This window comes from Zobellia laminariae, assembly GCF_030553095.1.
GTDB lineage: Bacteria > Bacteroidota > Bacteroidia > Flavobacteriales > Flavobacteriaceae > Zobellia > Zobellia laminariae.
Map to the genome: position 1 here is coordinate 3,873,239 of NZ_CP130738.1, position 13,956 is coordinate 3,887,194.

A 13,956-nucleotide genomic window follows, 5' to 3' on the forward strand; every position below is an offset into this window, starting at 1 on the left:
CAATTTTCTTGTGACTAGAAGAGATTATACCAATATACCGCTGGTAAATAAGAAAGGTGATAAAGGTAGGTTTGAGATAGAAATTGACGGCCAAATTGCTTTTATGGAGTATATGATTTCTAAAAAGGATATCATCTATTTAACCCACACAGAAGTGCCTACTTCTTTAGAAGGACAAGGAGTTGGTAGTGCTTTAGTTTCTAAAGTGTTCCAGTTTATAGCAGATAGTGGTATGAAAATGGCACCTTTATGTCCGTTCGTAGCAGCGTATATTAAGCGTCATCCGGAAGCCGGAAAAGCTATTTTGGCAGAAGGGTATTTTATTGATTGAATAAAAGATTATTATCATAATAAAAAGAGGCCAATTGGCCTCTTTTTTGTTTTCTAATGTTTTGCAGTATTAATCTCAATCCAATACTTATCTGGGTCTTGAAGGTATATTTGTCGTACACCATCAGTACGAAGGGTGACAGCATTTTCTTTACCTTACCAATCCCAATAAGGAATGTTGTTTTTTTCAAGATGGGCGATCATACCATCTAAATCTTGTGTAGATAGACACAAATGCATTGATTTATTCTTCTCAAAAGGAGCAAACTCCTTTTCTATAAGATGTATTTGAGAATTTCCGCTCACCACGAACCAACGAAAATAAGGTTTTAAATCTGGGTGAGGGGTTTCTTCTAATTTTAAAATATTGGCATAGAAATCTGCACTTACATCTGAGTCTTCTACTACTAAAGCAAAATGGTCAATTTTAAAGTCGAAAGTTTGAGCTTCAACTAGTAGGGTAGAGCTGGTTACAAAAAGTAAGGCAAGAAATAATTTTTTCATTTGGTTTGGACTAAAGAGTTAATTGTTGAATTGAAATAAAACAGTGTTGAGTCTGTATTCTAAAGGTGTAAGATACAAAAGCATTTTAAAAGTTAGAGTTGGTTGCTTCTTACTGTTTATTTTTTAATAGGTATAAAACAATAGAGCAGAAGTGTAACTAAGTTAGAATTTTTAAGGAAGGCTGCTTAAATAATGTAGTTGGTCGAGTTTATTGACCATAGCTGAGCTAAAGACAATAATTAAGGTCAGTTTTAGTTTATATCGAACCTACTTAGCTTTTAGAAAAATTTTTAAAAAGTATAACGATTTAACTTTTGTCCCATGAAAAATCTTAACCGATTCCTTTCCGCAGGTGCTATATTACTTCTTTTATCCAGTTGTGTGTCAACTAACAAATTAACAATGGGTGTGACTGAGCCAGCTAGGATTAGTCTACCGTCAAATGCTGTTCGCATTGGTTTAATTAACAGAAGTATTCCATCAGAAGAAAATAAGGTAGTAGATAAAATAGATAAGATTCTTTCGTTAGAAGGACTTAATTTGGACAAAGAAGGAGCAGAATCTGCTGTAACCGGACTATTTGATGAGCTTACACGTAATAATCGCTTTGAAACAATTACGATAATTAACGATACTGATATTCAAAGAAAAGGATTGGGCATTTTTCCTGCGGCTTTGAATTGGCAGGCAGTTCAAGAAATTTGCGATGCTAATAATGTGGATGTATTGTTCTCATTAGAGTTTTATGATACAGATACGCAAGTAGACTATGAGCTTACAACGGTTAATATACCAAATGATTTAGGTATTAAAGCTGCATTTAAGGCCACAAAGTTACCCTTAATACGGCAATTAAAAACGGGTGGAGAGTGTATGACCCACAAAGTAAACTGGTACTTGATGAATATATAAATAATAATCATGTTACATCTATTGGATCGGGAATTAACCCTATGAAAGCAGTTGAGGCGGTAATAGGCAGAAAAGAAGCCGTTTTGCAACGTAGTAGCAATGTAGGTAACTCTTACGGTTATGATGTGCGTCCTTTAAATAAAAGAATATCTAGAGATTACTTTGTAAAAGGCTCAGATAATTTTGTAGTCGCAAAAAGACGTGCACAAACAGGTGATTGGGACGGTGCTGCAGCATTATGGGAAAAAGAAGTAAATAACCCAGACGGCAAAGTAGCCGGAAGAGCCTGCTATAACATGGCTATCATAAATGAAATTAACGGCGATCTTGAAAAGGCAATGGAATGGGCCTCAAAATCGTATACCGATTATAATAATGATGAAGCCCTACGTTATGTAAATGTTCTTAAGTATCGTATATCTGAGCAACGCCAATTAGAGCGACAACTTTCTCGCTAGATTCTAAGTTTAGCTTAATGCTTCTTTGTAAGTAGATAAACATCGTTCTCGAGCCTCTTTATGGTCTACCATTTTACTGACATATTTGTCAGTAGCATGCTCGGGAACCCATTTTGAAATATATTTTTTCTCTTTATCAAACTTATCTACTTGAGTCATTGGGTTAAAAATGCGAAAGTACGGAGCGGCATCAACACCGCTACCGGCAGCCCATTGCCAGTTACCTACATTACTACTCATTTCATAATCCAGTAACTTCTCGGCAAAATAAGCTTCGCCCCAACGCCAGTCTATAAGCAAGTGCTTACACAGAAAACTAGCAACTAGCATTCGCACGCGATTGTGCATATGACCTGTTTTATTAAGTTCGCGCATTCCTGCGTCTACCAACATATAGCCAGTTTCACCATTTTTCCATTTTTCAAATTCTTCCTCGTTATTTCTCCAATTAATACGGTCGTATTTTTTCTTGAACGCTTCGTTTACCGTCCTTGGAAAATGCCAAAGAATCTGCATAAAAAATTCACGCCAGATAAGTTCACTCCAAAAGACTTCATTTTTTTCGGCAATGGCCTTTTTCATCATTTTACGAACAGAAACGGTACCGAACCGTAAATGTGGTCCTAATTGTGATGTGCCATTTTTAATTGCAGGATAATTTCTTGTATCCTCGTAGTTGTCTATTAAAGTGGGAGTTACGGTATAGTCCGGAACTTTAAGGGAAGATGTTTCAAAATCTATGTCGGACAATGACAGGTTAGGTAACCTAGAATTCTGGATTAGGTTATCTCTATATTGACTTGTATAATGTATGTTTAATTGTTCCTCTGGATTAAAATGCTCTTTCCATTTATTTTTAAACGGGGTGTAAACAATGTACGGAGTACCATCGGCCTTGAGAATGTCATCTTTTTCAAAAATGACCTGATCTTTAAATGTCAGAAAAGAGACTTTATTTTTTTCTAGAAGGTTTTTAATTTCTTCGTCTCGCTTTTTAGCATAAGGTTCATAATCGTGATTCGTATAAACGGCATCAATATTATATTCCTCTATTAGATTTTTAAATATGGTTGTTGTTTTACCGTGATAGATACCAATTGAACTTTGGTTTTCCTCTTGAAGCGTATCTCGCATTTTCTGCAAGTTTTCAAAAATGAACGTTACACGGGCATCATCTTTGGGGAGGTTTTCAAGAATTTCAGTATCAAAAACAAAAATAGGTAAGACTTTATGAGAACTCTTAAGAGCTGCAAGAAAGCCAACGTTATCATCTAAACGTAAATCTCTTCTGAACCAAAAAACCGATATTTTATCTGACATAAACTAGCTTAAATTTAAAGTTGACATTCCACCATCCACACCAATAACTTGACCGGTAATCCATGAACTTTTTTCACTGAGTAGAAATGCTGCTGCATTCGCAATATCTTCCACTTCACCAATCCGTTTTAAAGGGTGTCTTTGTGACATCATTTCTATTTTCTTGTCATTACTCAACAGGCGTTTGGCCAATGGCGTATTTCCAGGGAAGGCGCAATTACATTTACTCTAATATTGGGTGCATATTCTGCGGCCAATGCCTTTGCGAAGCCCTCAACAGCTCCTTTGGCAGCAGCAACACTAGTGTGATAAGGCATACCTGATCCAACGGCAACCGTACTAAAAAGTACAATAGCACCGCCTGCAGTCATTAAAGGTAGAGTATCTTTTACAATCTTTACCATGTTGAAAAAATTGAGTTGCATGTCAGATTCAAAAGTGTCCAAAGACATCATTTTGAAAGGCTTTAAATTAATAGAGCCCGGGCAATAGGCAAAACCATGAATCTCATTGGGTAGAGCTGCGGTATCTAAAGGGTCCGTATTTGCATCGAAAGTAATGTGAGTTGCGTTGGTTCCCTCCAACCCTTTGGACGTTCTTGAGGCCACATAAACCGAATAATCTTCAGAAAGTTGTTTGACTAATTCAAGTCCAATTCCGTAAGAACCACCAATTAAAAGTATATTTTTTTTCATATTGAAAATATCTAGAAAGAATTAAAATGAAGCTCTTTTGTGCTGTTCTCTAAACTGCCAAAAAGTTCGATTAGCTTTTGTTCCCTGAAGGAAAAAATTTGTTTCAATTGTTTTTTAACCAAAATAGGATGGGCAAGTTGTCCAAGAATGCCAAACGGAATTTTATAATCAATGATATCCTCCATTTCAACTCCACCATCAACTGGTTTTATAAAATGTTTGTGGTGCCATAGTGCGTAGGGACCAAAACGTTGTTCGTCAACAAAATATTCACCTTCCTTTACATGCGTTATTTCCGAAACCCATTTGGTAGTATAATGGGAATGGCGAAACGGTATATTGAATGATTTGACCGGCAAACATGGCACGTTCATTACCTGAATGTATTTTAAAACCCATGTGCTGGGGAGTAATTACTTTTAGGTTATTTGGGTCGGACAAAAAGTTCCACGCCTTTTCAACACTTATAGGAAAGGATTGTTTTGAATGCAGTTGATATAGTTTCATATTACAAATGTAAAAACATTTTGTTGAAGTTATTTACTTTATCGATAAACAAAATGACTTTAATCCAATTTGTATCCTTTTCTAGGGCTATATTCCATTGTGAGGGGACATTTTTCTTTTTAAGAGATAAGTGTATAGGGATATTACGGTGAATATTTTCCAGAGGTTTAATTTAAGAACTTTCCTATTTTAATATGAGTCATTGAATAATTAGATTTCTTATTTAAGATTTCATTAACATATAAGGAATGCTTTATATTTAGTTTTGTGAAAACTAATAAATCAATTCAAATGAAAAAAATTATTCTTTTAGCTAGTGTGGTATTTGCATCTGTAACAATGCAGGCCCAAATTAGCACACCAGCACCTAGTCCTGCTTCTAAGATACAGCAGACTGTAGGTTTGACGGAAGTAACTGTAGATTATTCAAGACCATCTATGCGTGGTAGAGCTATTTTTGGTGAGCTTGTTCCCTTTGGAAAATTATGGAGAACAGGAGCTAACGGATATACTAAAGTTTCTTTTAGTGATGACGTTAAGATTGCCGGTCAAGATGTAAAAGCAGGTACATATTCCGTTTTTACTAAACCGGGAGCAACTTCTTGGGAAGTATTCTTTTATACTGATATTGATGGTGGAGGTACACCAAAAGAATGGGATGACAGCAAAGTTGTTGCTAAAGCTACTGCAGAAGTTTATACTTTACCTGTAGATATTGAAGCTTTTACAATTACAATAGATGATATGACAAGTGGTTCTGCTAATTTGGGTATGATGTGGGAGAAAAGCTATGTAGCTGTTCCTTTTGAAGTTCCTACAGATGCAAAGGTTATGGCTGATATTGATAAAGTATTAGCTGGTTCTCCAAAAGCAGATGATTATTATGCTGCTGCCGTATACTTTTCAAGTGAAGGTAAAGATATCAAAAAAGCATCTGAGTGGATGGATAAAGCAATGTCTATGACGGAAGAGCCTGCATTTTGGCAATTGCGTCAGCAATCGCTTATCCAAGCAAAATCTGGAGACAAAAAAGCGGCTATCAAATCTGCTAAAAAGTCATTGGAAAAAGCTAAAGAAGCCGGTAACGATGATTACATTAAAATGAATACGGAGTCTATAGAAGAGTGGAGTGCTAAATAAGTATCCCTTTTAGTAGAAAAAAAGCCCTGATTGTTAAATCAGGGCTTTTTTATTTATAAATCTTTTAGTGATTTTAAGAATTTTAATTCTTGCTCAGGTAACTTGACTTTTTCGTTGAGTTCCGCAGTAACTTTTACATCTTCATTAAAAATAGCCAATGCCATTTGAGTCTTTATATGGTTTGATGTTGCGTTTAATTGTTCCTCAATCGGCTTTGTATCTTCTCCAATCTTTTTAGCTGCTAATAAACCAAGCATGTGGTTGGTACTATTGTTACCAGAGTGCTCTTTGGTATAGTTTATAATGGATTCAAATGCTTCCTTACTCTCTTTTTGCTTACCAGTTTTGTCTAGGGCTATGGCGATTAGATAATCGGTTATTCTTTCATCAGGAGTGTATGGCTTTCCGACACCAATATTTTCTGGCCATTGTTTTGCTTTGTCCAGGATAGAAAGTGCTTTTGAGTAATTCTTTTTCTCAATCTCTTGCATAGCTGTTCTTATATACGCTTTTTCATATATTTTTCTACTCTCGCTGGCATGTTCAAAAGGAAGAACCTCTATGCTTTCAAGAACATTTGAAACCTGTTCATAACGTTCAAGGTTTAAGAGCGACTTGGCATGTGCTAAACCTATATTATAATTTTCAGGATATTTTTTTAATGCTTTTTTTGAAAGGGAGTAGGCCTTTTTATCATCGCCAAGCTCTTGATTTACAAGGATGTTTTCTTCCCATATTTTCCAATCATTTGGTTTTAGGTCTAGTGCTTTTTGTAAATCTTCAGCAGCAGAATTAGATGAGAAATTATTTGGATTGGCCAAATTCAATTTCGCTCTAAATCGATAAAAAATATCTGAATCTGGTTCATTTTTTAACTCTTTCAGAATTGTTATCCCCTTATCTTTTAAACCAACTGCTAAATAGTTTTGCGCTAAATAATATTTCAATTTCCAGTTTGTGTTTTGTGCTATTGCCCACTCTAAGACAGGAATAGTTTCTCTACGATATGGAAAAACAAAATCAATTTTGGCCGAAAGTAGGTTACTCAAGATTTTCTTACTTTCATCGGGTTTTGAGTCTCTTAGTAGATAGGCCATCCATAGTTGATTTTTAGGGCTTTCGGTATTTGTGGACAACGCAAGTAATGCTTCTGCATCAAAACCAAGCTCCTTAAATCGTAATGCTACGGACAAGTAGGTCTCTTCTACTAACTCATTTTCAATAGTAAAGTTTAATTTAGAATCACCATTACTAAATTTGGACAATTGGGATTCAATAGCAATTAGATAATTTAAAGGATCCATAGCCAAAATACGTTCCTTCTCGGCTTTAAACTCATCTTGATTACGATTTGCTTTGCTCAATAAGAGTAACACCTCTCTGGCGTTAAGATTGTAAGTATTAAAGTCTAGTGATTTGTTAGCATAGGTTTTAGCTCTAGCATAGTTTTTGTCAGCTAGATAAATTTCGGACATTTGAGCATATGCCACTGATCTATATTTAATATCACGAGCCGCCCAACCTAAAGATTCCAAAGCATTAACAGTATCATCCTTAGCGCGATAAGCTATACCTGCCATATAATTTGCACTGGAGTTATAAGTATCCATTTTAAGAACCGTGTTCGCTTTTTCTAAGGCAAGGTCATAATTGTTTCTTCTGTACTCCAGCTCTGCCAATCTCACTAATGCTGTTGTATTAGAAGGGTCAATGTTAATTAATTTGGATAGATATTTTCGTGCCTTCTCAAATTCTCGAAACTCTAAAGCCTCAATTCCTGCAAAAAGGAATTTTTCACTTTCGGAGATATTTAAATCTTCATCAGATTTAAAAGGTCTTTTTAATTCATTTAGTTTAGAGTTGGTATTGTATGATAATTCAGTACCATCTATAGAAACTTCTATTCCTTGTTCAATATCAATAGAAATAGTTTTCGTGAACACTTCCATTGGTTTTAAAATCAATTTCTGTGTTGTAGTTTCTCCTCCGGCAATAATATGAATTTCAGAATCTAAATCTTGCAGTGCGTTTACGCTAATAATGGTTTCTCCATTAACAGTTTCAACGTTTAACACTCCATGTGGCGAAGCATCTACCATACCACCAATTTTCTTAAACGGAAACCATATTTCGCTCCACTTGTCCATGACATACGGGTCAAAACCAACTTGGCTTATTGGGTTGTTGGCTCCTGATGGTTCATATTGGTCAAAAAGTCTTCCGGCTTGAAATTCAATATATTGCCCATCTGTATCCGTAAGTAAATCTTCCCAAATACCACCAGAGCGGGATAAGGCCCAGAGCCATAATTTTTGCCCATAAGCATTTCTTCGTAAAGAGACCATTGGCCAAAACCAAACTCCTTATCATGATAATAACCACCAAAAAAGTCGTTAAACTCACCAACAATATGGTATGATTTTGCCGGCCCAAAATTATTATTCTTGTAACTACTTAGGTCGCGACCTTCTTGGTCAATTGGCCAAGAATGTGCATTCCCATTATGCTCTACATACGCATTGCCCGGAATAAAAAATTCTAAGTCATTTGTTGCTTCAGCAGCACCAGTCATCCAATTATAATAAGATTCCGTTAGGGCAGAGGCATTGTACCAAGATGCGTTGGTTTCAAAATAGGCCTTATCTTTTTCTAAACGAATTTCAACAGTCCATTTTGTGTTTGATGGTAAATCTACATTACTAACAAAACAACTAACACTACCATCTGTATTACTGCGGGTTACATAATCTACTGGTGTTGATGTAGACGGGTGATGACCAATTATACCAAAATTGAATTCTAAACCGCCTGAGGTCCACGGACCCCTCATAGCTATATTCCTGAATTTAATTACTTCATTTTTATAGAGAAATTCTTCACCTGTGCTTTTTTCAATAGCTCCCCAAATCTTCCCGCCAATTTCGGGTAGCACCATCACTTTAATATAATCGTTTTCTAAGGTTACAACTTTCCACTCTTTTTTCTTTGGTTTATGTTGATAGCCCTCAAACTTAAAATACGGGTGAATTTTAGTGTTGTCCACTAATAGTGGAACAGGGTTAGGTTCTCCAAAATCATAGGTATCTATAGAAACTACTTCTTCTTTTATTGATATGGATTGTGCTTGAGAATTAAAGGATAGGCCAACCGCTAAAAGCAATAGGGCCACTTGAAGGTGTTTTGACATTAGAAATGAGTTTTATATGTTGTAGGAACTTGGTTATTTCTAGAGAAAATTAATAAGGTTTCTTTGTTGGCTAATGGAATGGACTTAATATCCTTGATTTCTCCATTTAGATTTAGTCCGCTTTCTTTTTGATTTAAATATTGAAAAATTCCTTTTCCTTTTCCCATGAGTAGAGTTCCCTTGTTGGCATCATATCTACCATATTTTACCCGTGTTCCAAAAAAGTTACCGGCTAATACGATATCTAAATTCCCATCATTATTAAGGTCCTCTACAAGAATACCATAGATTGGAGCGAATTGAGTAGAGGCGGGGAGAGGAGAAATTTTAAAGTTGTTACCACCTAAATTTTCAAGATAGCTGGTAGCGAAAGTTGTGGCCTCCAAAATTTCTACATCTGCCAAATCTTCTTTTGAGAAAATATCAGTGATTTTTTGGTCGGCATAATCTGCGTAGTTCAAATATTTTCCTTTTAAAAAACTTAACTGCCCAATTAAATCATCCTTAGAAAACACGGGATAACTTTCACCCATTATATAAGATGTTAGAATAGGGTCTACAGAGCCATTGTTATCAAAATCCTTTACGTATAACTTTACGGGTTCTTTTTCGGAAGCTTTTAGTTGAGAGTTCAGACCAAAGTTTCCAATGACATAATCTATATCACCGTCGTTATCAAAATCGCCCTGTTCAATACTGTTCCACCATCCTTTTGCATTACTTAGAGTAGAACTATTGATTTCAACCAGCTTTCCACCTGTGTTCTCAAAAGCTTTTATGGCCATAAATTCACCTACTATGATTAGGTCATCAACACCATCGCCCGAAAAATCACTCCATAGCGCATCTGAAACCATGCCTATATGTTTTAAAGAAGAGTTTACAGTTGTAGTAATGTCTATAAAATTACCTTTACCATCATTTTGAAGCAAGTAGCTTCTTGGGCTAGTTGGATAGTTACCAGGAACTAATCTACCACCTACAAAGAGGTCTTGATCTCCATCATTATCAAAATCACTGGCTTTAACGCAGGAACCACTTGTAAGCATAGGAGGTAAAGAGGTAGTTGACTTTTTCAATTTACTATTACCATTATTCAGATAGAGTCTATCCTGCAATTCTTTTGAGTCTTGGTTGAATGCGTTTCCACCGCTCACCACATATAAATCTAGGTCATTATCATTATCAGCATCAAAGAAAAGAGCATTGGTGTCTTCAGAAGCCATATCGCTTTCAAAAGCAACCTCCCCATTATTAAATTCGCCTTTTTTATTTTGTAGAAATAGTTGACCACTTTGTCCTTTAGCGCCACCAATGAACAAATCTTCTAGCTCATCACCGTTTATATCACCTTTTGTTATTTTTGGACCTTGAGTAGAAAGTTTATGAGGTAATAATTGTTGGCTTTTAAAATCTATATAGTTGTTCTCTTTATGTTGAAAACGTATTAAACTATCATTGCTAACGTCAACTAAAACACTAAGACTATCTTTTTCGACTTCGCCCTTAGTTGATATAGCGTTGGACTGTTTTAGATTTAGCGTTTGATTGCTTGGTAGGTTTGATAAAGTTTGTGTTGTAAAATCCGGCCATACGATAGTAAGCTTATCTATTGTATCATTTTTCCCTAAACCAAATACCAGCGTTTGATCAACGGAGGATTGGTAACCTCGTGTGGAAATTGCTTCCTGAGCTAAAATTTGACTTTTACTTTCAATGGTTATTTTTGAGCCAATACCAAAGGTATTTTTACCACTACCGATTAACTTTATTCTTAGATAGTTATTTTTTTTGAATTTTTCACTGTTGTTTCTGTATACAAAAGCTTCCTCCTCAATATTATTGACTATTAAATCTAAATCTCCATCATTATCCAAATCGGCGTAAGCAGCACCGTTTGAAAGAGATTTTGTGTCTAAGCCCCATTCAGAGTTGACTTTTGAAAAAGTTAAATCTCCGTTGTTTCTATAGGTGTAATTTTCTTCTACTGTAGCCGGAATATTTTGCAAAAGTTCCATAATGGCCGTTTGCTTCCCGGTTTTATTCTCCTCTAATTTTGCTTGGACCGCATAATTTATAAAATCCATGTTGGTGTAATCTCTCTTATATCCGTTGGTTATAAATACATCTTTAAAACCATCATTATCCAAATCGGCAAAAAGGGAAGCCCAACTCCAATCTGTATTGGATATTCCAGAAAATTGTCCTATTTCAGAAAACGATTCTCCTTGGTTGTTAAGCTGAAGCATATTACGCATGGTTTGGTTGTAAAAACCGGAATTAACCAAGAGTTGGTACTTATCATAATTATCAGGACCTGAAACCATTTTCTGACGATAGTTGCCTTCTGGCAACATATCTAAGGTCATAATATCCATAAAGCCATCATTATTAATATCGGCTATATCTGAGCCCATTGAAAATAACGAAGTATGTCCAATATATTTTTCTAGACTTTCTGAAAACGTTCCGTTCTTATTATTGATGTAGAGGTAATCCTGCTCATTGTAGTCGTTGGAGATATAGATATCCTGCCAACCGTCATTGTTAATATCGGAAACGGCTAAACCCAATCCAAAGCCTAGAACATTTGATACTAGACCAGCTTCAGAACTAACATCCTTAAATTTTCCGTTATCATTACGGTATAATTTATCTGAATAGGCGTCATTTTTTGTTTTTTTAAGCTGTCCGGTAATTTGACCAAACCCAGCATATTCTTGTGTAGAATGGTTTATAATGTACAGGTCTAAATCTCCATCTTTATCATAATCAAAAAATGAAGCTTGGGTGGAGTAGCCTGAGTTATCTATACCATACTCAGATGCACTTTCCGTAAACGTCAAATCACCGTTATTTATAAAAAGTTGATTTTTTCTTTTATTAGAATCTGGTGCTGCAGATCGGCAAACGTAGATATCCAAAAAACCATCTCCGTTTACATCTGCCATTGTAGTTCCTGTATTCCAAAGTCCTTCTGCAAAAACCCCAGCTTCTTGAGCTATTTCTTTGAATTCAAAATTCCCTTGGTTAATATAAAGTCTGCTACCTACCATATTTCCGGTAAAGTATATATCTGTAAGGCCATCATTATTGACATCACCCACGGATACACCTCCGCCATTATATAAGTAGCCATATTCCAGGACGTTAAATTGTTCTGTTTCTTTTAGAATATTTTTAAATTTCACACCAGATTTTGAAGACTCTATTTTTGTGAAAAGTTTTTTATCATCACCATCGTTACACGAAAGAAAAATCAATAAAAAGATAAGAGTGAAAAGTATTCTGAAACACATAGTTTTACTTTGTTTGTAGGGGACTTCTAAGATAGTATGAAATAAATAGTAAAAAAAAAGCACCAATATTTAAGTTGGTGCTTTTTTATAAATTCATGTGTGATTATTTTTTATCCCACCAAAGTTTAGTGTTGTTTTTATCAGCACCGTTAAGTTCTGGTCCAGCTATGGCTGCTTCTACAGATTCTGCATTAGTATCGAATTGACTTGATACATAAACCATTCTTCTCATAATCTCGTCAACCGCTACATCAGAATTTTCAGATTGTGCGCGTGCATACTGTTTAGGGTACCCCGTTCTTCTTAATTCTGCCCATGCTTCCCAACCGTTAGGGTATAGGGCTAGCCATTTTTGAGTAATGATTTGTTCAAGCTGAGTTTCTGGGTCAGAACTAAATGCAACAGGAATATCTGCAACTGCTGCCGCACCCACTTCATAAGCTATTGGTGTATTGGTACTTGAAATATATGCAGCAATAGAAGTAGCATCACCAACTTCTCTTTGCTCCATAGATGTTGTTATTCCTTGAGCGTAAAAATCCTCTGCTGTACCACCCATAGCCCAGCCTTCTAAAGCACCTTCAGCGCGTAAGAAGTAAACTTCAGCAGCGGTCATCACTTCTATTGGAGGGTTGATTCCTCCTAATGCTTCATCAATATATATAGTAGCAAGGTCTGAATGACTCGCATTTTTACTTGTTTCTAGAGAAACTTTGGTTTGTCCATTTAACAACCCTTCGTAAGGGCTTCCATCACCATCGCTATCACCATCTACTGCTGGAGCAAAATATTGAGGCAGACGAGGGTCTTCATAGCCCTCTAAGATACTTTCCATTGTAGCACTCATTCTAAACTCACCCCAATCTGTAATAGTTTCTAGTGGGTTTCTGTTTATTTCATCAACAGAAACATAGGCATTATCTCCATTAGATAGAAAAACTCCTGCCGCTACTGCTTTTTCTGCTTCTGATTGTGCCAACGCACGATCCACATATTTTACTCTCATTGCCAAACGAAGACGAAGACTGTTCGCAAACTTTAACCATTTTGCAGGGTCTCCGCCGTAGGTGCGGTCACTACCGGAAAATGATAATTTGTCTAGGTTTGATTCTAATTGAGCAACAGCTTCATCCAATGTCACAAAAAAGCTTCTGTAAATTGCCTCTTGAGAATCGTATGGAATAGCTTCAAGCTCTGTATTTCCTATTTCTAAATATGGTATTGGTCCCCAATAGTCTGTAATTCTATGAAAGGCATTTACTTTCCATATCTTAATCATTGCATTACCTACAGCATTTTCATTGGCTTCGGTTATGTCTTCTACTAAGATTATCTGAGGCACTGCTTCTTGGTAGAAAGAATTCCACGCTAAATCTGACCAACCGCCAACTTGTACATAACGGTCAGAGTCAAAGCCCGAGGCAGTGGTTGTGAAATATTGACACCAAATATCAGCAAATAGATTTTCTGAAATCTGATACCTCCAATCTTGGCCCATTAAGGATGTGTATTGCGCTTGTGCAAAAGCTTGCCCCTGTAATAGTTCGCTTTCAGAAATTCCATAATGGCAAATGAAAGCGGGTCCGTATTTGTTTGTTCAAAAT

General features: G+C 36.0%; 10 protein-coding genes and 2 pseudogenes. 4 read left to right on the forward strand and 8 right to left on the reverse strand.

All coding sequences use genetic code 11. From position 1 onward, the window contains the following. The first annotated feature begins 10 nt into the window (after positions 1–10). Positions 11–331: a GNAT family N-acetyltransferase gene (locus Q5W13_RS18605; RefSeq protein WP_304444043.1), complete on the forward strand. Its 321-nt coding sequence runs from the start codon at positions 11–13 to the stop codon at positions 329–331. 155 nt (positions 332–486) lie between these two features. Here Q5W13_RS18605 and Q5W13_RS18610 read toward each other — a convergent pair whose 3' ends face one another. Next, positions 487–834 carry a VOC family protein gene (locus tag Q5W13_RS18610; protein WP_304444044.1) on the reverse strand — a complete coding sequence of 116 codons (348 nt, stop codon included), beginning with the start codon at positions 832–834 and terminating at the stop codon, positions 487–489. A gap of 321 nt (positions 835–1,155) precedes the next feature. Here Q5W13_RS18610 and Q5W13_RS18615 point away from each other — a divergent pair, with 321 nt between their 5' ends. Beyond that, positions 1,156–1,746 (forward strand): DUF6340 family protein, encoded by a 591-nt coding sequence (locus Q5W13_RS18615; protein WP_304444045.1) that lies wholly within the window; start codon positions 1,156–1,158, stop codon positions 1,744–1,746. After that, positions 1,704–2,204, forward strand: a complete 501-nt coding sequence (locus Q5W13_RS18620) for a DUF6340 family protein (RefSeq protein WP_304444046.1) — start codon at positions 1,704–1,706, stop codon at positions 2,202–2,204. The genes Q5W13_RS18615 and Q5W13_RS18620 overlap by 43 nt, the downstream gene beginning before the upstream one ends. Positions 2,205–2,213: 9 nt before the next feature. Here Q5W13_RS18620 and Q5W13_RS18625 read toward each other — a convergent pair whose 3' ends face one another. The 3 genes and pseudogenes from Q5W13_RS18625 to Q5W13_RS18635 form a co-directional block, all read right to left on the reverse strand. Next, positions 2,214–3,524, reverse strand: coding sequence for a cryptochrome/photolyase family protein (locus Q5W13_RS18625; RefSeq protein ID WP_304444047.1), 1,311 nt, complete (start codon positions 3,522–3,524; stop codon positions 2,214–2,216). Between the two features lie 3 nt (positions 3,525–3,527). Further along, positions 3,528–4,219: pseudogene (locus tag Q5W13_RS18630) on the reverse strand (SDR family NAD(P)-dependent oxidoreductase). An 11-nt stretch (positions 4,220–4,230) separates the two neighbouring features. Further along, positions 4,231–4,726: pseudogene (locus tag Q5W13_RS18635) on the reverse strand (SRPBCC family protein). 291 nt (positions 4,727–5,017) lie between these two features. On the opposite strand from Q5W13_RS18635, the gene Q5W13_RS18640 reads away from it, so the two are divergent. Next, entirely contained in the window at positions 5,018–5,866 is an 849-nt protein-coding gene (locus tag Q5W13_RS18640) for a DUF2911 domain-containing protein (RefSeq protein WP_304444048.1), read from the forward strand. 53 nt (positions 5,867–5,919) lie between these two features. On the opposite strand, the gene Q5W13_RS18645 is transcribed toward Q5W13_RS18640, so the two are convergent. The 4 genes from Q5W13_RS18645 to Q5W13_RS18660 all read right to left on the reverse strand — a co-directional run bounded on the left by Q5W13_RS18645 (position 5,920) and on the right by Q5W13_RS18660 (position 13,850). Continuing rightward, positions 5,920–8,142: a tetratricopeptide repeat protein gene (locus Q5W13_RS18645; protein WP_304446548.1), complete on the reverse strand. Its 2,223-nt coding sequence runs from the start codon at positions 8,140–8,142 to the stop codon at positions 5,920–5,922. Then, a complete protein-coding gene (locus Q5W13_RS18650) occupies positions 8,040–9,053 on the reverse strand; it encodes a DUF5107 domain-containing protein (protein WP_304444049.1) in 1,014 nt (337 codons plus the stop codon). The genes Q5W13_RS18645 and Q5W13_RS18650 overlap by 103 nt, the downstream gene beginning before the upstream one ends. After that, positions 9,053–12,352: a VCBS repeat-containing protein gene (locus tag Q5W13_RS18655; protein WP_304444050.1), complete on the reverse strand. Its 3,300-nt coding sequence runs from the start codon at positions 12,350–12,352 to the stop codon at positions 9,053–9,055. The genes Q5W13_RS18650 and Q5W13_RS18655 overlap by 1 nt, the downstream gene beginning before the upstream one ends. Before the next feature lie 103 nt (positions 12,353–12,455). Beyond that, a complete protein-coding gene (locus Q5W13_RS18660) occupies positions 12,456–13,850 on the reverse strand; it encodes a SusD/RagB family nutrient-binding outer membrane lipoprotein (protein ID WP_304444051.1) in 1,395 nt (464 codons plus the stop codon). Between the last annotated feature and the right edge of the window lie 106 nt (positions 13,851–13,956).